We start from the raw sequence: 23,130 nt of genomic DNA on the forward strand, positions 1-23,130 counted from the left end.
GTGGACGGCTGGGAGCGCGCTTTCGTCCTGCATGGGCGGCCGTACAGTGAAACCAGTCTGATGCTGGATCTGTTTACCGAAGGTCATGGGCGGGTGCGCTTGCTGGCGAAAGGTGCGCGCAGCCGCCGTTCCAATCTGAAGGGTTGCCTGCAACCCTTTACCCCCCTGTTAGTGCGCTGGGGCGGCCGCGGCGAAGTGAAAACGCTGCGCAACGCCGAAGCGGTTTCCCTCGGTTTACCTCTCAGCGGCATGATGCTTTACAGCGGCCTGTACGTGAACGAACTGCTGGCGCGCGTGCTGGAGCAGGAAACCAACTACTCGGTATTGTTTTTCGACTATCTGCAATGCCTGCAGGCGCTGGCGGCGGAAGACAGCTCGCCGGAGCAGGCGCTGCGTCAGTTCGAACTGGCCTTGCTGCACCACCTGGGCTACGGCCTCGATTTCCTGCACTGCGCCGGCAGCGGCCTGCCGGTGGATGACGCCATGACCTACCGCTACCGCGAAGAGAAAGGCTTTATCGCCAGCCTGGTGGTGGATCACTACAGCTTCACCGGGCGCGAACTGCGCGCGCTGGCGGAGCGGCAGTTTCCCGATGCCGAGACGCTGCGCGCCGCCAAGCGTTTCACCCGTATGGCGCTGAAACCCTACCTCGGCGGCAAGCCGTTGAAGAGCCGCGAACTGTTCCGCCAGTTCGTGCGCAAACAGCCGAATACGCCGGTCGACGACGCCTGACCTTTTCCCCTTTTGCCGCCCTGCGCCCGCGTGTAAACTGCTGGCACTGAAAATCGTATTTAGAGGTTGTCATGGCTGATTTGCTGCTGGGCGTCAATATCGATCACATCGCCACGTTACGTAACGCGCGCGGAACCCAATACCCGGATCCGGTTCAGGCGGCATTCATTGCCGAACAGGCGGGGGCCGACGGCATTACCGTGCATTTGCGCGAAGACCGCCGCCACATCACCGACCGCGACGTGCGCTTGCTGCGCCAGACCATCCAGACGCGCATGAATCTGGAGATGGCGGTGACCGACGAGATGCTGGACATCGCCATTGAGCTGAAGCCGCATTTCTGCTGCCTGGTGCCGGAAAAACGCGAAGAAGTGACCACCGAAGGCGGCCTGGACGTCGCCGGCCAGCTGGACAAAATGAGCGTGGCGGTTGAGCGCCTGGCGCAGGCGGGCATTTTGGTCTCGCTGTTCATCGATCCCGATCATCGCCAGATCGACGCGGCGGTGGCGGTGGGCGCTCCTTATATCGAGATCCACACCGGCGCCTACGCCGAAGCGCAGGGCGAGCTGGCGGTACAGGCCGAGCTGCGGCGCATCGCGGTAGCCGCCGCCTACGCGGCCGAGAAGGGGCTGAAGGTCAACGCCGGCCACGGCCTGACCTATCACAACGTGCAGCCGATCGCCGCGCTGCCGGAAATGCACGAGCTGAACATCGGCCATGCGATTATCGGCCAGGCGGTGATGAGCGGGCTGCCGGCCGCGGTTGCCGACATGAAAGTGCTGATGCGGGAAGCGCGCCGGTAATGGCGGTGCTCGGGCTGGGTACCGACATCGTCGAGATGGCGCGTATCGAGGCGGTGGTGGAGCGCAGCGGCGATCGTCTGGCGCGCCGCGTGCTGAGCGACGCCGAGTGGGCGCTGTATCAGCAGCACCAGCAGCCGATTCGCTTTCTGGCCAAACGTTTCGCCGTGAAAGAGGCCGCCGCCAAGGCGTTCGGCACCGGCATTCGCAACGGTCTGGCGTTCAATCAGTTCGAAGTGTTCAACGATGCGTTGGGCAAGCCGAATATTCGTTTGCACGGCCGCGCCGCCGAGCTGGCCGGGGAGATGGGGGTCGCCGCGATCCACGTTTCGCTGGCCGACGAACGGCGCTACGCCTGCGCGACGGTGATCGTCGAAAGCTGAAAATAGAAAGGGCGCCTGTGGCGCCCTTGTCAGTCCTGCGGCGGATTAAATGCGATCGGCGTGGTGCAGCACCACGAACTTGTCCCACAGCTGTTCGTTGCTCTCGCGATGCTGCGGATCGGTGATGATGGTGTTGTCGATCGGGCAAACCTGCTGACAGGTCGGCGTATCATAATGGCCGACGCACTCGGTGCAGCGATCGGTATCGATCTGATAAATCTCATCGCCCATCGAAATCGCCTGGTTCGGGCATTCCGGCTCGCACATGTCGCAGTTGATGCATTTCTTGGTAATCAGCAGTGCCATTGTCAGTTATCTTTCCATCGGTGTGCTCGGGCTGGCGCGCAATCTATCACAGAATCGCCGCGCGGCGGGCGTTTTTTCGTCATCTTACCGCTTAGGGTAACTCAGGTGGGTCGTCAGCCAACTGATCGAAATCAACCATTCTCTGCCCGTCAAACACCCAGCGCTTATCGGTATCCGCCATACGCATCGTGGGCATCACCTCCGGATGGGCAATCCGTATTCCCGCTTCTTGAGCAAATAAACCGATAAAGTCAAAAGCGCTCAAGGGGGCATCAATAACCTGATGCTGTTGGTCACGATCGCTCAGCACCAGCAACGGCACCTGATAATTTTGTCGGGTATCGCCGCCGTGGCGCAGAGAGCGTAGGCCGCCGATATCCTTATGGGAAAGACCGTGATCGGAGAAATAGAACAGCTTAAACGGTGCGCCATTTTTAGTGAGCATCTGATACGCCTGCTCGATAAAACGGTCGGTCTTACGGTAGGTGGAGAGATAACAGGCTAACTCATGATCCTGTGACTCGATGCTGGGTGGCTCACCGTTAAGCCTTTCACAGAAGTCGGCGTGTGAGCCCATCAGATGCAACACATACAGGTTGCCTTGCCCCTGGCGACGCAATAATTGGTCAAATATTGGCAGCAGCGCGTCATCATCGGTACTGCGCGATTGGAAGTCACCTTTCTTCAGGAAGTAATGGTTATCGCTGAACATGGCGATTTTTGATACCGGCGTATCGAATTGCCCGAACATGCCCTGATTGGACAGCCAGTGGGTATTGAGGCCGGCGGCTTTTGCCAAGGTGATGATATTATCCCCGATGGCAATGTTGTGGCCGTTGCTTAAAGCCAACGTGCGGGGGAGCGATTCGAACGTATTCGGCGCGGTAGAAATATAATTGCTGTAAAACCGTCCCTTGGCATTATCCAAAAAAGGCGTCGTGGAGACCGGATAACCAAATAAAGACATATGATCCCTGCGCATACTTTCTCCGACGATAATGACATAGTTTTCATTATTCGGCGCGCCGGCGGTGATCGACCAAGAGTCCGGCTCTGAAACGCCGGTGTTTAATTCATCAATCTGCTGTTGATATTGATCGTAAGCGGAGTAAGTGGATAAAAAGAAGTCAGGTAATTTAAGCTTAACCAAGCCACCGCTGAATATTCTGGCGATGACGATAACCGCAAATAACGCCAGCAAAGGCAATATGACTTTTTTGGGTAGCGCTTGTCGCCAAATAAACCTTTTTAAAATAATAAGCATGGTAAATATTACGGCAGGCAGCAAATAACAGCTGGCCGGAAGGGTATGCAGAAACTCACCCGCTTCTGTACGGTTGGTTTGCAGCAGGGCGGACACCACGGCTGCTGACGGGGAACCGTAAATGGCCCCGACCGGCGCATACAAGGCGCACAGTAGAATAAACGGAATAATCAGGCCGTAACGGGTAAGCGAGTGGGCAGATAATAATAGTAGGATAAGCGCAATAAAAAGAATATCAATGCCTTTGCTACCGCCGTATCCCATCGCCTTGATGAGTATCAATGCAGTAATGGCATAAAACAAAAAGGCGCGCAGGAGCGGATGAGTAACGGAATGCCGTAATCTATCTAAAATGACTGTGTGTGTATTCATAATGGTATCGTTAAATAATGCTGTCCATGCATGCTTAATTATTGATTGATAATTAAGCAGGTCACCGCCCGCACATTATTTTTCGAATGCATAGAATGGAAATAATTGAGCTGGCGGCGTTTTATCGGCCGCCATTATACGCCTCAAACCAACTTTTTCATCAATTGTTCGCTGTGCTTGATGCGGTCGCGGGCATGATCGAGATCGTGTTGGATCAGCGCCATAAACAGCAGATCGGTGAGGGCGTACTGGGCCGTGCTGGAGGAGATGGCCGCGCTGCGGGTGTGGGGCTCTTCGGCGATGGTATAGAGGCAGTGATCCGCGCGCTGCTGCAGGCCGTTGGGAGAGAAGCTGGTCAGCGCCAATACCCTGGCGCCGGCCTGGCGCGCCTCTTCCGCTGCCAGATTGATTTCACGTCGTTCGCCGCTGAAGGAGATAGCCAGCAGCAGATCGCGTTTGTCCAGCGCCTGCACTGCCGCCAGCTGAACGTGCATGTCCGCTTCGGCCACCGCCATCACGCCGATTTTCAGCAGCTTGAAGGAAAAATCCTTGGCCACCAGCCCGGAAGCGCCGATGCCGATCAGCATCACCCGGCGCGCCTGGCGCAGCATGTCCAGCGCCTGATGCAGCCGCTCTTCGCTGTTGATGTCCAGCGTCGCGCGCAGCGCCGCGTGCTTTTCCGCCAATAGCTTTTCACCGACGGTTTTCAGCGTGTCGCTGCTGAGGATGTGGTTGTGAACGGTCACGACCGGTTCGGCCTGCGGCTGGGCCAGCGTCTCGCTCAACGCCAGCTTCAGCGCCGGGAAACCTTTATAGCCCAGCTTTTGGGCGAACTTCACCACGCTCGACTGGCTGATGCCGGCCAGCTGGGCCAGCTTTTGCGAGCTGAGATGGCGCGCCTGCTCGGCGTTGTTCAGCAAAAAATCCGCCAGCTTGCGGTCGTTTTGCGCCAGTGTCGGATACATCTGGCGAATGCGCAGAAGGGTACTCATTGATCTTTCCCTGGAAACCAGCGGCCATTTTGCCACGCAGGCGGCGAAAACGCGCGGTGAAAATTTTTGTGAGCTCGCCGTTAAAATAGCAAATAGCGCTCGCTTTGTTGAATAAAATATTCAAATATTGATTTAATTTTGTGAATTAAAAATTCAAAGGTGAACAGATGAACTTAGGCGCACTGGTATCGGAAACCCGCAACCCGGCCACCATGAGTCTGGATGAGATGTCGACGCTGGAGATGGTCTGCTGCTTTAACCAGGAAGACCGCAAGGTGCCGGAGGCGATCGAAAAGGTGCTGCCGGCGATTGCGCAGGCGGTCGATTTGGCGGCGGCGGCGTTGAAGGCCGGTGGGCGGCTGATTTATTTGGGCGCCGGCACCAGCGGCCGCCTGGGCGTGCTGGATGCCTCCGAGTGCCCGCCGACCTTCGGCGTGCCGCACGGCGTGGTGGTGGGGCTGATCGCCGGCGGGCCGGGCGCGTTGCTTAAAGCGGTGGAAGGGGCGGAAGACGATGAGGCCCTGGGCGAAGCCGATCTCCGGGCGCTGAACCTCACCGCCGTCGATATGGTGGTGGGGCTGGCGGCCTCCGGGCGCACGCCTTATGTGATCGGTGCGCTGCGCTATGCGCGCGGGCTGGGCTGCCCGACGGCGGCCATCTCCTGCAACCCGGATTCGCCGATCGCGCACGAAGCGCAGGTGGCGATCTCGCCGGTGGTGGGGCCGGAGGCTCTGACCGGCTCGACGCGCCTGAAATCCGGCACCGCACAGAAGCTGGTGCTCAACATGCTGTCGACCGGCGCGATGGTCAAGCTGGGCAAGGTTTACCAGAACCTGATGGTGGACGTGAAGGCCACCAACGTCAAACTGGTGGATCGCGCCTGCCGCATAGTGGTAGAGGCGACCGGCGCCGAACGCGCTCAGGCGGAGGCGGCGCTGGCGCAGACCGGCTTCGAAGTCAAACCGGCGATCCTGATGCTTTTGGCCGGCGTCAGCGCCGAAGAGGCGCAGCAGCGGCTGCAGCGGCACGACGGCTACCTGCGCGCGGCGCTGGCGCGTTAATTCACGGTGGGGGCGGCGATGGACAAGACAACGGCATTGGCGACACAGATCCTGGCGGGCGTGGGGGGCGAGGGCAATATCCTCAAACTGGAGAACTGCATGACGCGAGTGCGCGTCGAGGTCAGCGACGAGCAGCGCCTGGATCTGGCCGCCCTCAGGCACCTGCCCGGCGTGAAGGGCTATATCAAGCAAGGTGAGCAGCATCAGTTTATCGTCGGCCCGGGCGCCGCCGCCAAGGTGGTGGATGCCATGCGCGAATTGCTGAGCGGAAGCGCGCAGCCCGTCGTCGCCGTCGGTGACGCCGCCCGCACCAAAGCGCAGGCCAAACAGAAATATGCTGCGCCGATGAGCGGCGCGCTGAAAAAACTGGCCGATGTCTTTATTCCGCTGATCCCGGCGTTTATCGCCTCGGGCCTGATCACTGGCATCATCAACCTGCTGAAACGGCCTGACATCGCCGGCCAGCTGGCGGTGGACTACCCGAACGTGCTGGGGCTGTTGGCGATCTTCGGCAGCGCGGTGTTCGCCATCATGAACATTTTGGTCGGGGTCAACGCCGCGCGGGTATTCGGCGGCTCTCAGGCAATGGGCGGCGTGATGGCCGGCATTCTCTCCAGCCCAGCGCTGGCGCAGATTACCTTGTTCGGCGAGGCGTTGCAGCCGGGGCGAGGCGGGGTGATCGCCGTGCTGCTGGTGGTAGCGTTAATGTGCTGGGTGGAGAAACGCCTGCGCACGCTGCTGCCGGAATCGGTCGAACTGATCCTTAACCCACTGCTGACCACGCTGGTCACCGCCTCGCTGGCGATCCTGATTCTGCAGCCGATCGGCGGCATTATCTCCGACGCCATCGCCCACGGCGCCAATCTGGCGATCGACAAGGGCGGGCTGCTGGTGGGAGCGCTGCTCTCGGGGCTGTTCCTGCCGCTGGTGCTCTCCGGTCTGCATCAGGGGCTGGTACCGATCCACGTCGAGCTGGTGCAGGCGCACGGTTCCAACCCGCTGCTGCCGATCCTGGCGATGGCCGGCGTCGGGCAGGTGGGGGCGGCGCTGGCGGTGCTGTTGAAAACCCGCAATGCGCGGCTGAAAAAGGTGATCAAAGGGGCGTTGCCGGTCGGCATTCTCGGCATCGGCGAGCCGCTGATCTTTGGGGTGACGCTGCCGCTGGGCCGGCCGTTTATCGGCGCCTGCCTCGGCGGTGCGGTCGGTGGAGCGCTCATCAGCTACTGGAAGGTGGCGACGGTGATCACCTTCGGCATTTCGGGGCTGCCTTTGGCGTTGACCATCGTCTCAGGTAAGGTGATGTTGTATCTGGCGGGGATGCTGATTACGATTATCGCCGGTTTTCTCTTCACCTGGATGATGGGGTTCAACGATCCCGAGGAGTAGCGTTTGAGCGACAAGCAGCAACAACCGGCCGCAGAGGGGCGCCGCGTGGTCTTTTTCGATCTGGACGGCACCCTGCATCAGGAGGATATGTTCGGCAGTTTCTTGCGTTTTCTGCTGCGCCGCTTACCGCTGAACCTGTTGCTGGTGATACCGCTGCTGCTGCCGATCGGTCTGGCGCTGCTGCTGCTGGGGCGCGCCGCGCGTTGGCCGATGAGCCTGCTGCTGTGGGCGATCACTTTCGGGCGTTCCGAAACGACGCTAAAGGCGCTGGAGCGGCAGTTTATCGAGGCCTTTCGCCAGAAGGTGACCGCATTTCCGGTGGTGCAAATGCGGCTGCGGCAGTACCTGGAGGAGCACGATGCCGAAGTGTGGCTGATTACCGGATCGCCGGAGCGGCTGGTGGAGCAGGTGTATCGCGATTCGGCGTTTCTGCCGCGGGTGCGGTTGATCGGCAGCCGCATCACACGCCGCTGCGGCGGCTGGGTCTTGACTCTGCGCTGCCTGGGGGCTCAGAAAGTGGTGCAGCTGGAGCAGCGGCTCGGTGCGCCGCTGAAGCTGTACAGCGGTTACAGCGACAGCAAGCAGGATAATCCGCTGCTGTTCTTTTGTGAGCACCGCTGGCGGGTAAGCAAGCAAGGTGAGCTGCAGCAGCTGGAATAAACCAAGGGCGGAAGATTCCGCCCTTTCTGCTTTATATCGGCAGCGCGATCAGTCGTCGGTCACGTCGTGCGGCTTGCGCCCCAGCTGCCAAATCTTCTCCGCATAATGCCCCAGCGCCCACAGGCTCAGGCCGAGCAGCACGAAGAAAACCGCCTTCGGCATGCTGTCCCAGAAAAACTCGAACAGACGGGTATACAGGTTAATGCCGAGGAAGGTCAGCCCGAAGCCGCGCAGCATGGCGTCGTCATGCTTCAACCCCAGCCAGATGGCGGCGAGGGCAGCCAGCCCGAACAGCAGGCTCCAGTGGAACAGCTCGATCTGGCGCGCGCTGTACCAGCTGTCGAGATCGCCGTAGTTGCCGAAGATAGACAGCAGCCACAGGGCAATAAACAGGTACAGCAGGCCCATCGCCAGCGACACCCGCTGCAGGCCGCGCTGCGCCAACAGCGGCCGCAACAGCAGCGCGGCGGCGATCAGCACCGCACCAAAGGCGATAAAGCGAATCGGGTAGCTCATGCCGAGCCAGTAGGCGCCCCAGCCGGACAGGTAGCCGGTCTCGGCGCCGAAGGCGTTGCCGAGCGACAGCAGGGCAAACCACCACACCAGCCCGGATCGGCTGAACCAGCCGATCGCGCCGTACAGCAGCGCGGCGAACAGCAGCAGCACGGAAACCCGGCCGCTGCCGTTATCCAGCCAGACCCCCAGCTGCCATAAGGCGCAGGCGGTGAGCAACACGGCGACAAACAGCGCCGCCTCATTGCCGTAGCGTTTTTCCGGGTGGCGCCGGCGGCGACGCAGCGCCCAGACGTAGGCCAGTGCCGCCAGTACGCCGGCGATCGCCATGCGCACCGGCGCGTCGAAGCGGAACAGTCCGCTGAGCCATGCAAGCAGTTCGCTGTCGGCGAACAGGCTGGTGACGGCGATCAGCAGCGAGGCCAGCGCGGCGAGAAACGCATAGCGCGCCAGCCGCCGCCAGTCGAAAGGCTGCACGGCCACATGCTGCAGCAGTTGCTGCCGTTGTTCGGGCGTCAAGGCGCCTTCTCCCACCCAGCCGTCCAGCGCCTTGCGCACCACGACGGCGTTCTTTTTACTGAGTTTCATGCTTCTGGTCCCTGAATCACACGCTGATTCGGCCAGTATAGCCATTGGCGGGCGGCTACGACAAAGGGAGGCTAGTGTGTATAATGCCCGCCGCAAAAGCGCACGAGGAATTATGCGATGACTGAATATAACGATGAGTACTGGATGCGTCAGGCATTGCAGCTGGCCCTGCGCGCGCAGGAAGAGGGCGAGGTGCCGGTGGGTGCGCTGCTGGTGCTGGACAATCAGGTCATCGGCGAGGGCTGGAACCGACCGATCGGCCGACACGATCCTACCGCACACGCCGAGATCATGGCGCTGCGCCAGGGCGGCGCGGTGCTGCAAAACTACCGTTTGCTGAACGCCACGCTGTACGTCACGCTGGAGCCGTGCGTGATGTGTGCCGGAGCGATGGTGCACAGCCGCATCCGCCGGCTGGTGTATGGCGCCGCCGACGAGAAAACCGGCGCGGCCGGTTCACTGGTGGATATTTTGCGCCATCCGGGCATGAACCATCAGGTGGAGATCGTCTCGGGCGTGCTGGCGGACGAATGCGCCGCCACCCTGAGCAATTTCTTCCGCCTGCGCCGCGAACAGAAAAAAGCGCTCAGGCTGGCGCAGCGGGCGGCGGATAAGCCGGAATAATCAGTAGTTGAGCGCCAGTTCCGGCATCACCGTCGGGTAGCCTTTCCCCAACGCCTCCTGCTCGGCGGCCGCTTGCGCCGCCTTTCTCTCTTTTTCCTGCAGATAGCCCACCAGACTGACCTGGTAGCGGCGGATGTTTTCTACATAGTTGTAGGCTTCACGCCCGCGCGCATAGCCGTAGGTCAGCTGCGGATAGTAGCGCTTCTGGCTGAGCATCGGCAGGCGCTGTTTGACGTCGACCCAGCTGTCCGGGTTGCCTTTTTGCGTCTTGGTCAGCTTGCGCGCGTCCAGCATGTGGCCCCAGCCCATGTTGTAGGCCGCCAGCGAGAACCAGATGCGCTCGTCTTCCGGCACGCTGTCCGGCACCTTGGCCATCAGCCGTTGCAGGTAAAGGGCGCCGCCCTGAATGCTCTCTTCCGGATCGAGGCGGTCGTTGACCCCCAGGCCGTCGGCGGTGGCGCGGGTCAGCATCATCAGGCCGCGCACGCCGGTGGGCGAAGTAGCCTGCGGATTCCAATGCGATTCCTGATAGGCGATGGCCGCCAGCAGCTTCCAGTCGATCTCGTTGGCGTGCTTCTCAAACAGCGGGCGGAAGTTGGGCAGCACCGAGTCGATGGCTGACAGGAAGGTTTTGGTGTCCACATAGTCGAAGCTGCCGACGTGGCCGAGGTACTTCTCTTCCAGCCGCGCCAAGGTGCCGTCATCCACCATCTGGCTGTAGAAGTCCAGCATCGCCGCGTACAGGCTGTCGTCGCCGTCGCGTTTGAGGTACCAGGTGACCGGCTCTTCGTCGGTGACGTCGAACGCCACCGCCAGCTGCGGATGGATGCGCTGCAGCAGCGCGATGGTTACCGAATCGCCGAGGGTGTAGTCCAGCTTGCCGTCGGCCACTCGCTCCAGCAGCTCTTTGGAGGTGAGATCGCTGGAGGACTCCCAGGCGAGATCCGGGTATTTATCCTGCTTGAGCTGCTTTAGCGTGCTGACGTGCGCGGAACCGGAGGCGACCGCCAGCTTGCCTTTAATGTCGGCGAAGCCTTTTGGCCGCGGGGTACCCAGCCGGTACACCAGCTGTTGGGAAACGGAGTAGTAGGCCGGGCCGGTGCGCGCGCGGCTGAGGCGCTCCTGGTTGTAGATAAGGCCGGCCGCCAGCAGGTCAGCGTCGTCATCGTCCAGATCGTCGAACAGGTCATTGATGTTCTGATGGGGGATCACCACCAGCTTCACCCCGAGGTAGTTGGCGAAGCGCTTGGCCAGTTCGTAGTCGAGCCCACCCGGCCCTTGCTTGGTGTTGAAATAGGTCAGCGGGGAGTTCAGCGTGCTGATACGCAACTCGCCGCGGGAGATGATCTCCTGGAGTTGCCCGCCCTGGCCGCTGCGCCAGGTGATATTGGGCCACAGCGCGAGAGCCAGAAGCAGGGTGACAACGCCGATGAGGATGTAGTTTATTTTAAGACGTTTCAAATAGTTATCCAGTGGTGGCACAGGTACACCGGCGACGACAACCGCGACTTTTCTCATGGTTAAATCACCAGTGCGGGGGGCATTTTGCGCAACAAAACGCCAGTGTGCAACTTTATTGACACGTTATGACAATTCGACGGTGCGGCACGCTTTTATCAATAATCCCTACGCAAACGGTTTCGTCGGCGGCGAGGATTCTCTATAATGGCGCGCGTTTTCCCCTGTTGCGCCCAATGAAGCGTCTTATCCGCCGCTTCGAAGACGAGAGAACTTTGATTATGGAAATTCTGCGTGGTTCGCCCGCTTTATCGGCTTTTCGCATTACCAAACTGCTGTCCCGCTGCCAGGACGCCCACCTGCCCGTCAGTTATATCTACGCCGAGTACGTCCACTTTGCCGATGTTAGCGCACCGCTAAGTGCCGAAGAACACGCCAAACTTCAGCGGCTGCTCAAGTACGGTCCTTCTCTCGCCGAACATGCCCCTGAAGGCCGGTTGCTGCTGGTCACGCCGCGTCCGGGCACCATTTCTCCCTGGTCTTCCAAAGCGACAGACATCGCCCATAACTGCGGTCTGCAACAGGTGGTGCGCCTGGAGCGCGGCCTGGCGTTCTACGTCAAGGCGCCCGAGCTGACGGAAACCCAGTGGCGCCAGCTCGCCGCGCTGCTGCACGATCGCATGATGGAAACCGTCTTCAGCGAGTTGCAACAGGCCGAACAGCTGTTCGCGCACCATCAGCCGGCGCCGTATCAGTCGGTCGACGTGCTGGGCGCAGGGCGCACCGCGCTGGAGCAGGCTAACGTCCGGCTCGGCCTGGCGCTGGCGCAGGATGAGATCGACTACCTGCTGAATGCCTTTACCGGTTTGGGGCGCAACCCGACGGATATCGAACTTTATATGTTCGCGCAGGCCAACTCCGAGCACTGCCGCCACAAGATTTTCAACGCCGATTGGATCATCGACGGCGAACAGCAGCCTAAATCGCTGTTCAAGATGATCAAGAACACCTATGAGCAGACGCCGGACTACGTGCTGTCGGCGTATAAAGACAACGCCGCCGTGATGGAAGGCTCGCAGGTTGGCCGCTTCTTCGCCGCGCCGGAGAACGGCCAGTACGATTACCATCAGGAAGAAGCGCATATCCTGATGAAGGTGGAAACCCACAACCACCCGACGGCGATCTCGCCGTGGCCGGGCGCCGCGACCGGCTCCGGCGGCGAGATCCGCGACGAGGGGGCAACCGGCCGCGGCGCCAAGCCGAAAGCCGGCCTGGTGGGCTTCTCGGTATCCAACCTGCGTATTCCCGGCTTTGAACAGCCGTGGGAGCAGGATTTCGGCAAGCCGGAACGCATCGTCACCGCACTGGATATCATGACCGAAGGCCCGCTGGGCGGCGCGGCGTTCAACAACGAATTCGGTCGTCCGGCGCTGCTGGGCTACTTCCGTACCTATGAAGAGCGCGTCAACAGCCACAACGGCGTCGAGCTGCGCGGCTACCACAAACCGATCATGCTGGCGGGCGGCATCGGCAACATCCGCGCCGATCACGTGCAGAAAGGGGAAATCACCGTCGGCGCCAAGCTGGTGGTGCTGGGCGGCCCGGCGATGAATATCGGCCTGGGCGGCGGTGCGGCCTCGTCGATGGCGTCCGGCCAGTCCGATGCCGATCTGGACTTCGCTTCGGTGCAGCGCGACAACCCGGAAATGGAGCGCCGCTGTCAGGAAGTGATCGACCGCTGCTGGCAGCTGGGCGACCAGAACCCGATCCTGTTTATTCATGACGTCGGCGCCGGCGGCCTGTCCAACGCCATGCCGGAGCTGGTGAGCGACGGTGGCCGCGGCGGCCGCTTCGAGCTGCGTGATATCCTCAACGACGAGCCGGGCATGAGCCCGCTGGAAGTGTGGTGCAACGAATCGCAGGAGCGTTACGTGATGGCGATTGCCCCGGCGCAGATGGCGCAGTTCGACGAGATCTGCCGCCGCGAGCGCGCACCTTATGCGGTGATCGGCGAAGCGACCGAAGAACAGCACCTGACGTTGAACGACCGCCACTTCGACAACCAGCCGATCGACATGCCGCTGGACGTGCTGCTCGGCAAGACGCCGAAAATGACCCGCGACGTTACCCGCCTGCAGGCAAGTGGCGAGGCGGTGCAGCGTGAGAACATCACGCTGGCCGACGCGGTGAAACGCGTGCTGCATCTGCCGGCCGTTGCGGAGAAAACCTTCCTGATCACCATCGGCGATCGCACCGTTACCGGCATGGTGGCGCGTGACCAGATGGTCGGCCCGTGGCAGATCCCGGTAGCCGACTGCGCGGTCACCACCGCCAGCCTGGACAGCTACTACGGCGAAGCAATGTCGCTCGGCGAACGTGCGCCGGTGGCGCTGTTGGACTTCGCCGCTTCCGGCCGCCTGGCAGTCGGGGAAGCGCTGACCAACCTGGCTGCCACCGAGATCGGCAGCCTGAAGCGCGTGAAGCTGTCCGCCAACTGGATGGCCGCCGCCGGCCACCCGGGCGAAGATGCCGGCCTGTACGAAGCGGTGAAAGCGGTGGGCGAAGAGCTGTGCCCGGCGCTGGGCATCACCATCCCGGTGGGTAAAGACTCCATGTCGATGAAAACCCGCTGGCAGGAAGGCAACGAACAGCGCGAAATGACATCGCCGCTGTCGCTGGTCATCACCGCCTTCGCCCGCGTGGAGGACGTGCGCCACACCGTGACGCCGCAGCTGCGCACCGATAAGGGCGACAGCGCGCTACTGTTGATCGATCTGGGCAACGGCCATAACGCACTGGGTGCCACCGCGCTGGCACAGGTTTACCGCCAACTGGGCGACAAACCGGCCGACGTGCGCAACGTTGCGCAGCTGGCGGGCTTCTTCAACGCCATGCAGCAGCTGGTGGCCGATCAAGCGCTGTTGGCTTACCACGACCGCGCCGACGGCGGCCTGCTGGTGACGCTGGCGGAGATGGCCTTCGCCGGTCACTGCGGCGTGGACGTCAATCTCGACGGTCTCGGCGACGATGCACTGGCGGTGCTGTTCAACGAAGAGCTGGGCGCGGTGATCCAGGTGAGCGCCGAACGTCTCGACGACGTGAAACAGGCGTTCGCGCAGCACGGACTGACCGACAACGTGCATCACATCGGCAGCGTGCAGGCCGGCGATCGTTTCGTCATCACCCAACACGGCAAGGCGCTGTACAGCGAAAGCCGCAATACGCTGCGCACCTGGTGGGCGGAAACCACCTGGCAGATGCAGCGCCTGCGCGACAACCCGGCGTGCGCCGATCAGGAGCATCAGGCCAAGCAGGATGAACAAGATCCCGGCCTGAACGTGAAGCTGACCTTCGCACCGGAGGAAGACATCGCCGCGCCGTATATCGCCAAGGGCGCTCGCCCGAAAGTGGCGGTGCTGCGCGAACAGGGGGTGAACTCCCACGTTGAAATGGCGGCGGCGTTCCACCGCGCCGGCTTTGACGCGGTGGACGTACACATGAGCGATCTGCTGGCAGGGCGCCGCGATCTGCAGGACTTCCATACGCTGGTGGCCTGCGGCGGCTTCTCTTACGGCGACGTCCTGGGCGCCGGCGAAGGTTGGGCGAAGTCTATCTTGTTCAACGAGCGGGTGCGCGACGAGTTCGAAGCGTTCTTCCACCGTCCGCAGACGCTGGCGCTGGGCGTGTGCAACGGTTGTCAGATGATGTCTAACCTGCGCGAGCTGATCCCGGGCGCAGAGCACTGGCCGCGCTTTGTGCGCAACCTGTCGGATCGTTTCGAAGCGCGCTTCAGCCTGGTGGAAGTGGCGGCCAGCCCGTCGCTGTTCCTGCAGGGCATGACCGGTTCGCGTATGCCGATCGCCGTTTCCCACGGTGAAGGGCATGTCGAAGTGCGCGATGCGGCGCATCTGGCGGCGCTGGAAAGCCACGGTTTGGTGGCGCTGCGTTTCGTCAACAACGCCGGCCAGGTAACGGAAGCTTACCCGGCTAACCCGAACGGTTCGCCGAACGGCATTACCGCCGTGACCAGCGCCAGCGGGCGTGCCACGGTGATGATGCCGCACCCGGAACGCGTGTTCCGCACGGTCAGCAACTCCTGGCACCCGGAAGAGTGGGGCGAGGACAGCCCGTGGATGCGCATGTTCCGCAACGCCCGTAAGCAGCTGGGCTAAAAACGGCCACCACCGTACAGAGGGCGCAAGCAATTGCGCCCTTTTTTATGGCCGGCGTTCGCCGACTGGCGGCAGTGTCTGCATTTTGCGACAGGCGCTATTTTCCCTGTCGCTAAATGGAGACATTTAACTGTTTGATTTTATTGGTGGTAAGCGGGTTTGGCTTTAGTTGTCTGCATTTGGCGACAGCGCGGCGTTTTTTTCATCGTTCATCGGGGCGTGATGCGCAAAGAAATTTGCTGATATAATTTTATTTTTAATAAAATCATCAATTTATAGTTTTAATTGCAAAGTTGGCATGCAACGTGCATTATTCTCGTCAGTTGCTCATTCAACTTTTTATGACGGCGCCGTAATTAGACGGCAAATCGCCTCATAAGCCTCCGAATGATGCCAAAGAAATGGTGCCTATCGTCCAACCAAACCGATAACAGACCGTGCAAACGGCTTTATCAAGCATCGGGCGACACGTGGAGTGAGGCACCGCCTGTATCCAACTGTGATGAAGGGTTCATCAATCCTGGATACTTACGGATGCTATTCGTCCTGTTCGATGCCAGCCGCTGCGCTACATCACCCTGGGGACGAGGTTCAAGGGCATCCACACTTTCCTTGCGTTGGGGCAAGTTTCTTGCCCCGATGTCAATTCTCAACGCTGCGCTTATCCCTGTTTCGTTGCCTATGCCCTCGAACGCAGACGTTTTCCCCATACTCTCGCTTTCGCACCGGTTGATGCTGCCGGGGCCGCATGTCGTCGGCAGGCCAGGCCTATGGGCGCGGTTCACCGATCCCACGGCTTTTTCCTGGCGCGTTCAGGATTCTCCCTTGCCGGGCTTTTCTCTTTCCGGCGAGTCAGTTAGCATCGTGACAGAGCTGAGAGAATGAGATGATTTCGTTGAAAAAATGGCGTTTATTCCCCCGTTCGCTGCGGCAATTGGTGCTGCTGGCGTTCCTGTTGGTGCTGTTGCCGCTGCTGGTGCTGGCCTATCAGGCCTACCAGAGTCTGGATCACCTCAGCGCGCAGGCGGCGGACATCAACCGCACCACGCTGGTGGACGCGCGGCGCAGCGAGGCGATGACCAGCGTGGCGCTGGAGATGGAGCGCAGTTATCGTCAGTACTGCGTGCTGGTCGATCCTACGCTGCAGAAGCTGTACCAGAACCAGCGCAAGCAGTATTCGCAGATGCTGGACGCCCACGCGCCGATCCTGCCGGACGAGCGCTACTACCAAACGCTGCGCCAGTTGCTGACCCAGCTGGCGGCGATCAAATGCCATAACAGCGGGCCGGACCAAGAGGCTTCCGCCTTGCTCGAGTCGTTCTCCCGTTCCAACGCCGAAATGGTGCAGGCCACGCGCGCGGTGGTGTTCTCGCGCGGCCAGCAGCTGCAGCAGGCCATTGCCGAGCGCGGCCAGTTCTTCGGCTGGCAGGCGCTGCTGCTGTTCCTGGTCAGCGTGCTGCTGGTGGTGCTGTTCACCCGCATGATCATCGGGCCGGTCAAGGCCGTGGAGCGGATGATCAACCGCCTGGGGGAAGGGCGCGCGCTGGGCAGCACCGCGTCGTTCAAAGGGCCGCGCGAGCTGCGTTCGCTGGCGCAGCGCATCATCTGGCTGAGCGAGCGGCTGGCGTGGCTGGAGTCGCAGCGCCACGAGTTCTTGCGCCATATTTCACACGAGCTGAAAACGCCGTTGGCCAGCATGCGTGAAGGCACCGAACTGCTGGCCGACGAGGTGGCGGGGCCGCTGACTTCCGATCAGAAAGAGGTGGTGGCGATCCTCGACAACAGCAGCCGCCATCTGCAGCAGCTGATTGAACAGCTGTTGGATTACAACCGCAAACTGGCCGATGGCCCGGCGGAACACGAGAACGTCGAGCTGCGCGAAATGGTCGATTTGGTGGTCGCCGCGCACAGTTTGCCGGCGCGGGCGAAGATGATTTCCACCGAAATTACGCTGGAGGCGGAAATCTGCTGGGCAGAGCCTACGCTATTAATGCGCGTGCTGGATAATCTCTACTCCAATGCGGTGCACTACGGCAAGGAATCCGGTAACATTTGGATCCGCAGCCGTCAGGTTGGACAACGGGTGCAAATCGACGTCGCCAATACCGGCACGCCGATCCCCGAGGCTGAAAGAGCCATGATTTTCGAGCCTTTTTTCCAGGGTAGTCACCAGCGAAAAGGGGCGGTAAAAGGAAGCGGACTGGGGTTGAGCATCGCTCAGGACTGTATCCGTCGCATGCGCGGTGAGCTGCAACTGGCGACGGTCGCCGGTGCAGACGTCTGCTTCCGCATTGAACTGCCGTTAACCGCCGAGAATGAATAAATAATGTACACATGGTCTAAACGCCTTCGTCTTTCACAGACCGAACGTTCACCGCGTGCCACGCACAGAGCGCCGCTCGGCAAACGCCCGATCAGCTGGTTGGGCGCCGTCTTCTTTATGCCGCTGTTGCTGGCGGGCTGCGTCGATCGCGCCGTCAGCGGCGGCTTGAACCCTCAGCAGCAAGAGGCGATCCCGGATACCAAGGTGATCGATTACCGCACCGCGGCTTGCGATACCCTGTGGCAGTTGGACGACAAGGACGCGCTGGATAACTCGCTCTACTGGCTGCGTGCGATGGACTGCGCCGATCGCATCGGGTCGACCCAGGCGCGTGCGCTGGCGAAAACGGTGCCTGGCGACAGCTGGTCCGGCGTTTTCAAACAGAGCATCCTGCTGGGCAGCGCACAGCCGACCTCCGGCGAACGCCGCCAGATCATCGATCGGATCAACAGCTACCGGATGGAATTCCCCGGTTCACTGCGTCCGCTGACGCAGCTGTGGCGCCAGCAGCAATTGCTGCAGATCACGCTGTTCGATGAGAAAGCGCGCTATCAGCATCTGCAGGAGAGCAGCGACAGCCAGATCGATTCGCTGCGCCAGAGCCAGGCGCGTCTGCAATCGCAGCTGCAGGACACCTCGCGCAAGCTGGAGAACCTGACCGATATCGAGCGCCAGCTCTCTTCGCGCAAGCAGCTGCAAGGGGAAATCCCGGAAAACAGCGCAGGCTCGCAAAAGGGCGAATCCGCCGGTAAAAGCGGCGCGGCCGCCAAAGGGGCTGAATCGCAGGACGAACCGGAAAAAGGCACCGCGCTGCCGGTTGAACCGGAAGACACCTATACGCCGCACCCTGCCAATAAGGAGTCCCACGCGCAATGACCGCACGCAAACCGGCCAACCTGTTATTGGTTGATGACGATCCCAGCCTGCTGAAGCTGCTGGGCATGCGTCTGACCAGCGAAGGTTTTCACGTCACCACCGCCGAAAGCGGCCAGGAAGCGCTGCGCCTGCTGGCGCGCGAACAGATCGATCTGGTGATCAGCGATCTGCGTATGGACGAGATGGACGGCATGGCGCTGTTCGCCGAGATCCAAAAGCATCAGCCGGGCATGCCGGTGATCATCCTCACCGCGCACGGTTCGATTCCCGATGCGGTGGCTGCCACCCAGCAGGGGGTGTTCAGCTTCCTCACCAAACCGGTGGATCGCGATGCGCTGTATAAGGCCATCGACGAAGCGCTCGCGCTGTCGGCCACCCCGGCCGGCGACGAGGCCTGGCGCGAAGACATCGTCACCCGCAGCCCACTGATGCTGCGCCTGCTGGAGCAGGTGAAAATGGTGGCGCAGTCCGACGTCAGCGTCTTGATCAACGGCCAGAGCGGCACAGGTAAAGAGGTGGTGGCGCAGGCGATCCACGCCGCCAGCCCGCGCGCTGGCAAGGCGTTCATCGCCATCAACTGCGGCGCGCTGCCGGAGCAGCTGCTGGAGTCCGAACTGTTCGGCCACGCCAAGGGCGCCTTTACCGGCGCGGTCAGCAGTCGCGAAGGGCTGTTCCAGGCGGCGGCGGGCGGCACGCTGTTCCTCGACGAGATCGGCGATATGCCGCTGTCGCTGCAGGTGAAGTTGCTGCGCGTACTGCAGGAGCGCAAGGTGCGGCCGCTGGGCAGTAACCGCGATCTGGACATTGACGTGCGCATCATTTCCGCCACCCACCGCGATCTGCAAAAGGCGATGGCGAAGAACGAGTTCCGCGAGGATCTCTACTACCGCCTCAACGTGGTAAACCTGAAGATCCCGGCGCTCAACGAACGCGCCGAAGATATCCCGTTGCTGGCCAACCACCTGTTGCGCGAAGCGGCTCAGCGGCACAAGCCGTTCGTGCGCAGCTTCTCGACCGACGCCATGAAGCGGCTGATGACCGCCAGCTGGCCGGGTAACGTGCGTCAGCTGGTCAACGTCATCGAGCAGTGCGTGGCGCTGACCTCGGCGCCGGTGATCAGCGAAGCGCTGGTGGAGCAGGCGCTGGAAGGGGAAAACACCGCGCTGCCGACCTTTGCCGAAGCGCGCAACCAGTTTGAGTTGCACTACCTGCGCAAGCTGCTGCAGATCACCAAGGGCAACGTGACCCAGGCCGCACGCATGGCGGGTCGTAACCGCACCGAGTTTTACAAATTGCTGTCGCGCCACGAGCTGGACGCCAACGATTTTAAAGAATGACAGTTTCCCGCCGGCGCCTGCCACGCAGGTTCTCAACAAATCCGGCGGAATGATTTACACTCCGTTCTCTTTGCCGCGGCGCGCCCCGGCGTAGAGCACCATGGAACGTATTAAGCGGGATCGTACACAAATGAGCAGATCACTTTCCATCGCCCTGGCCCAGCTGAACCTGCTGGTCGGCGACATTGAAGGCAACACCGAACGCATGTTGCAAATCGTGCAGGAGCAGCAGAAGGCGGGAGCCGATCTGGTCATGTTCAGCGAACTGGCGCTGTCCGGCTACCCGCCGGAAGATCTGCTGTATCGCAATGACTTCTATCAGCGCTGCGACGCGCAGCTGCTGCGCCTGCAGCAGGCCTCCGCCGAGACGGCGATCCTGGTCGGCCACCCGTGGCGTGAAGGAGACAAGCTGTATAACGCGCTGTCGCTGTTTGCCGAAGGCCGCCTGCTGACCCGCTACTTCAAGCAGCAGCTGCCGAACTACGGCGTGTTCGATGAGAAGCGCTATTTCCACGCCGGCAACGACACCTGCGTGGTGGAGCTGAAAGGCTACCGTCTGGGGCTGCTGATTTGCGAAGATCTGTGGTTCCCTGAGCCGATCGACGCCGCCAAGGCGGCCGGCGCGGAGATTATCCTGTCGATCAACGCCTCGCCGTATAACCGCGAAAAGCCGTATATCCGCAAAACGCTGATGGCCGGCCACTGCCAGCGCACCCAGCTGCCGTTGGTGTACCTCAACCAGGTCGGTGGCCAGGATGAGCTGATCTTCGACGGCTGCTCCAAGGTATTCGACGCCGCCGGCACCATGACCCACCGTCTGGCGGCCTTCGACGAGCAGGTGACTCGCCTGGAATTCAACGAGCTGGCCGTGGTGCCGATGGCCGATCCGGCCGCTGAGCTGCCGCAGCTGGCGCAGGTGTACCAGGCGCTGGTGCTGGCGGTGCGCGACTACGTGACCAAAAACGGCTTTAAGGGTGCTGTGCTGGGCCTGTCCGGCGGCATCGACTCGGCGCTGACGCTGGCGATCGCCGTGGATGCGCTGGGTAAAGACAAGGTGCAGGCGCTGATGATGCCGTTCCGCTATACCGCGGATATCAGCATCGCCGACGCCAAGGAAGAGGCGGAAATCCTCGGCGTGGAGTTCGATATCGTCTCCATCGAACCGATGTTCGACGCCTTTATGGGCCAGCTGTCGCCGATGTTCGCCGGCACTGAGCGCGATACCACCGAAGAGAACCTGCAGGCGCGTTGCCGCGGGGTAGTGCTGATGGCGCTGTCCAACAAACGCCGCAGCATCGTGCTGACCACCGGCAACAAGAGCGAAATGGCGGTGGGTTACGCCACGCTGTATGGCGATATGGCCGGCGGTTTCGACGTGCTGAAGGACGTGCCGAAAACGCTGGTGTTCAAGCTGTCCGAATACCGTAACACCGTCTCCTACGTGATCCCGCAGCGGGTGATCGATCGTCCGCCGTCCGCCGAGCTGGCGCCGGATCAGGTCGATCAGGACAGCCTGCCGCCGTACGATATCCTGGATGCGATCCTGGAAGGCTACGTTGAACGCGACAAGTCGGTTGCCGATCTGGTGGCCGAAGGGTTCGACGAAGCGATCGTGCGCAAGGTGATCCGCCTGGTGGACATCAACGAATACAAGCGGCGTCAGGCCGCCGTCGGGCCGCGCATCACCGCCCGTAACTTCGGCAAAGACCGCCGCTACCCCATCACATCCGGTTTTGGCCGCAAAAATTGGTAAAAGGAAAGAAGATGAAAAAGATCGACGCGATTATCAAGCCGTTCAAACTGGATGACGTCCGCGAAGCGCTGGCCGAAGTGGGCATCACCGGCATGACGGTTACCGAAGTGAAAGGCTTCGGCCGCCAGAAGGGCCACACCGAGCTGTACCGCGGTGCCGAGTACATGGTCGACTTTTTGCCTAAGGTGAAGATCGAGATCGTGGTTGCCGACGATATCGTCGACACCTGCGTGGAAACCATCATGCAGACCGCGCAGACCGGCAAGATCGGCGACGGCAAAATCTTCGTCTTCGACGTGGCGCGCGTGGTGCGTATCCGTACCGGCGAGCAGGACGAAGAAGCGATCTGATCCTCCGCAGGATCATCGGCCATCAGGGCGCAGCGTGCTGCGCCCTTGTCATTTCTGCCCCCCGCGCATCATGCTTCCTCGCCTCGCCGTTTCCCTCTTTTTGCTCGTCGGCATTCTAAAAAAGCGAACGCTATCGCGTTTTTGATACTTTTCCCGATCGCTTCGCGGCCGGCGGCTACACTCAACGCAATGTTTTTGCTTGAGGAATCATCCCCATGATGACGTTACGCCAAATCCGCCACTTCATCGCGGTGGCGGAAACCGGGTCGATCTCCGCCGGCGCCCAGACGGTGTTTGTCTCCCAGTCTTCGCTGACACTGGCGATCCAGCAGTTGGAAACCGAGATCGGCGTGCGGCTGTTCGATCGCCACGCCAAGGGCATGACGCTGACCCATCAGGGGCATCAGTTTCTGCGCCAGTCGTATCTGATCCTGGCGACGGTGGACAACGCCAAGCGCAGCCTGCAGATCGGCACCGAAAGCCTGACCGGCAAGCTGACCGTCGGCGTCACCAGCCTGGTGGCCGGCTACTTTCTGGTGGAGCTGCTCACGCGCTTTAAATCGGCCTATCCCAACGTCACCGTGCAGGTGGTTGAAGACGAGCGCCCGTATATCGAGCATCTGCTGGTCAGCGGCGAGATCGACATCGGCGTGCTGATCCTGTCGAACATCGAAGACCGCGACGCGCTGCAGACCGAGGTGCTGATGCACTCGCCGTATCGCCTTTGGCTGCCGCCGCTGCACCCGCTGCTGGAGCACGAGAGCATCAGCCTGGCGGACGTGGCCAAACAGCCGCTGATCCAGCTCAACGCCGATGAAATGGACGTGCACGCGCGGCGCATCTGGTCGCGCGCTGGGCTGAAGCCGGAGATCGCCATGAAGACCGCCTCGACCGAGGCGGTGCGCAGCCTGGTGGCGGCGGGGATGGGGGTCTCCATCCAGCCGGACATGGCGTACCGCGCCTGGTCGCTCGAGGGCAACATGATCGAAGCGCGCAAGCTGGACGATCTGCTGGAGCCGCTGGATATCGGGCTGGCGTGGCGGCGCGGCAGCGCGCGGCCGGAGCTGGTGACGCCGTTCCTTACCATCGCGCGCGAGAACGGCAGCAAACATGCCGCCGGGCTTAAGCATTCGATTTAATCGAACGCGGCGTTCAGTATTTAGAATTTGTTGCCCGCCAG

General features: G+C 61.3%; 19 protein-coding genes. 14 read left to right on the plus strand and 5 right to left on the minus strand.

Features of this window, described 5'->3' with window-relative positions:
• The 3 genes from recO to acpS all read left to right on the plus strand — a co-directional run bounded on the left by recO (position 1) and on the right by acpS (position 1,915).
• Complete coding sequence (gene recO, locus ACJ8HT_RS20195; RefSeq protein WP_004929165.1) at positions 1 to 732, plus strand: DNA repair protein RecO; 732 nt, start codon at positions 1 to 3, stop codon at positions 730 to 732.
• A 71-nt stretch (positions 733 to 803) separates the two neighbouring features.
• A complete protein-coding gene (pdxJ, locus tag ACJ8HT_RS20200) occupies positions 804 to 1,535 on the plus strand; it encodes a pyridoxine 5'-phosphate synthase (protein WP_025303943.1) in 732 nt (243 codons plus the stop codon).
• Complete coding sequence (acpS, locus tag ACJ8HT_RS20205; protein ID WP_019452319.1) at positions 1,535 to 1,915, plus strand: holo-ACP synthase; 381 nt, start codon at positions 1,535 to 1,537, stop codon at positions 1,913 to 1,915. Before pdxJ ends, acpS begins: the two co-directional genes overlap by 1 nt.
• Positions 1,916 to 1,960: 45 nt before the next feature.
• On the opposite strand, the gene ACJ8HT_RS20210 is transcribed toward acpS, so the two are convergent.
• The 3 genes from ACJ8HT_RS20210 to ACJ8HT_RS20220 form a co-directional block, all read right to left on the minus strand.
• Complete coding sequence (locus ACJ8HT_RS20210) at positions 1,961 to 2,221, minus strand: YfhL family 4Fe-4S dicluster ferredoxin (RefSeq protein WP_025303942.1); 261 nt, start codon at positions 2,219 to 2,221, stop codon at positions 1,961 to 1,963.
• Between the two features lie 91 nt (positions 2,222 to 2,312).
• Entirely contained in the window at positions 2,313 to 3,857 is a 1,545-nt protein-coding gene (locus ACJ8HT_RS20215; RefSeq protein ID WP_197653307.1) for a phosphoethanolamine transferase, read from the minus strand.
• 143 nt (positions 3,858 to 4,000) lie between these two features.
• On the minus strand, positions 4,001 to 4,849 hold the full coding sequence (locus ACJ8HT_RS20220; RefSeq protein WP_142110400.1) for a MurR/RpiR family transcriptional regulator: 849 nt from the start codon (positions 4,847 to 4,849) through the stop codon (positions 4,001 to 4,003).
• Between the two features lie 167 nt (positions 4,850 to 5,016).
• Here ACJ8HT_RS20220 and murQ point away from each other — a divergent pair, with 167 nt between their 5' ends.
• The 3 genes from murQ to yfhb are packed head-to-tail and all read left to right on the plus strand — an operon-like array spanning position 5,017 to position 7,956.
• A complete protein-coding gene (murQ, locus tag ACJ8HT_RS20225) occupies positions 5,017 to 5,910 on the plus strand; it encodes an N-acetylmuramic acid 6-phosphate etherase (RefSeq protein WP_197653306.1) in 894 nt (297 codons plus the stop codon).
• Between the two features lie 18 nt (positions 5,911 to 5,928).
• Positions 5,929 to 7,296 carry a PTS transporter subunit EIIC gene (locus tag ACJ8HT_RS20230; RefSeq protein WP_197653305.1) on the plus strand — a complete coding sequence of 456 codons (1,368 nt, stop codon included), beginning with the start codon at positions 5,929 to 5,931 and terminating at the stop codon, positions 7,294 to 7,296.
• A 3-nt stretch (positions 7,297 to 7,299) separates the two neighbouring features.
• Positions 7,300 to 7,956, plus strand: a complete 657-nt coding sequence (gene yfhb / locus ACJ8HT_RS20235) for a phosphatidylglycerophosphatase C (RefSeq protein ID WP_049272836.1) — start codon at positions 7,300 to 7,302, stop codon at positions 7,954 to 7,956.
• Positions 7,957 to 8,004: 48 nt separating this feature from the next.
• Here the strand turns inward: yfhb and ACJ8HT_RS20240 are convergent, their stop codons facing one another.
• Positions 8,005 to 9,057, minus strand: a complete 1,053-nt coding sequence (locus ACJ8HT_RS20240) for a DUF2157 domain-containing protein (RefSeq protein WP_100396633.1) — start codon at positions 9,055 to 9,057, stop codon at positions 8,005 to 8,007.
• A 117-nt stretch (positions 9,058 to 9,174) separates the two neighbouring features.
• Between ACJ8HT_RS20240 and tadA the strand changes: the two genes are divergently transcribed.
• Complete coding sequence (gene tadA / locus ACJ8HT_RS20245) at positions 9,175 to 9,681, plus strand: tRNA adenosine(34) deaminase TadA (RefSeq protein WP_015378796.1); 507 nt, start codon at positions 9,175 to 9,177, stop codon at positions 9,679 to 9,681.
• Here the strand turns inward: tadA and mltF are convergent, their stop codons facing one another.
• Positions 9,682 to 11,142, minus strand: a complete 1,461-nt coding sequence (gene mltF / locus ACJ8HT_RS20250) for a membrane-bound lytic murein transglycosylase MltF (protein WP_033644113.1) — start codon at positions 11,140 to 11,142, stop codon at positions 9,682 to 9,684.
• Between the two features lie 275 nt (positions 11,143 to 11,417).
• On the opposite strand from mltF, the gene purL reads away from it, so the two are divergent.
• The 7 genes from purL to ACJ8HT_RS20285 all read left to right on the plus strand — a co-directional run bounded on the left by purL (position 11,418) and on the right by ACJ8HT_RS20285 (position 23,089).
• Positions 11,418 to 15,311, plus strand: coding sequence for a phosphoribosylformylglycinamidine synthase (gene purL / locus ACJ8HT_RS20255; protein WP_197653313.1), 3,894 nt, complete (start codon positions 11,418 to 11,420; stop codon positions 15,309 to 15,311).
• Positions 15,312 to 16,197: 886 nt separating this feature from the next.
• Positions 16,198 to 17,634, plus strand: coding sequence for a sensor histidine kinase (locus ACJ8HT_RS20260; RefSeq protein WP_049200747.1), 1,437 nt, complete (start codon positions 16,198 to 16,200; stop codon positions 17,632 to 17,634).
• Between the two features lie 3 nt (positions 17,635 to 17,637).
• Positions 17,638 to 18,510: a two-component system QseEF-associated lipoprotein QseG gene (gene qseG, locus ACJ8HT_RS20265; protein WP_197653304.1), complete on the plus strand. Its 873-nt coding sequence runs from the start codon at positions 17,638 to 17,640 to the stop codon at positions 18,508 to 18,510.
• A complete protein-coding gene (gene glrR / locus ACJ8HT_RS20270; RefSeq protein ID WP_025303931.1) occupies positions 18,507 to 19,847 on the plus strand; it encodes a two-component system response regulator GlrR in 1,341 nt (446 codons plus the stop codon). Before qseG ends, glrR begins: the two co-directional genes overlap by 4 nt.
• 130 nt (positions 19,848 to 19,977) lie before the next feature.
• Positions 19,978 to 21,600, plus strand: coding sequence for an NAD+ synthase (locus ACJ8HT_RS20275; RefSeq protein ID WP_025303930.1), 1,623 nt, complete (start codon positions 19,978 to 19,980; stop codon positions 21,598 to 21,600).
• Between the two features lie 11 nt (positions 21,601 to 21,611).
• Positions 21,612 to 21,950, plus strand: coding sequence for a nitrogen regulatory protein P-II (glnB, locus tag ACJ8HT_RS20280; RefSeq protein ID WP_004847623.1), 339 nt, complete (start codon positions 21,612 to 21,614; stop codon positions 21,948 to 21,950).
• 215 nt (positions 21,951 to 22,165) lie between these two features.
• Positions 22,166 to 23,089: a LysR substrate-binding domain-containing protein gene (locus ACJ8HT_RS20285; RefSeq protein ID WP_194573044.1), complete on the plus strand. Its 924-nt coding sequence runs from the start codon at positions 22,166 to 22,168 to the stop codon at positions 23,087 to 23,089.
• The last annotated feature ends 41 nt before the right edge of the window (positions 23,090 to 23,130 follow it).

The sequence above is a fragment of the Serratia sp. CY44782 genome (genome assembly GCF_052168715.1).
Lineage (GTDB): Bacteria > Pseudomonadota > Gammaproteobacteria > Enterobacterales > Enterobacteriaceae > Serratia > Serratia nevei.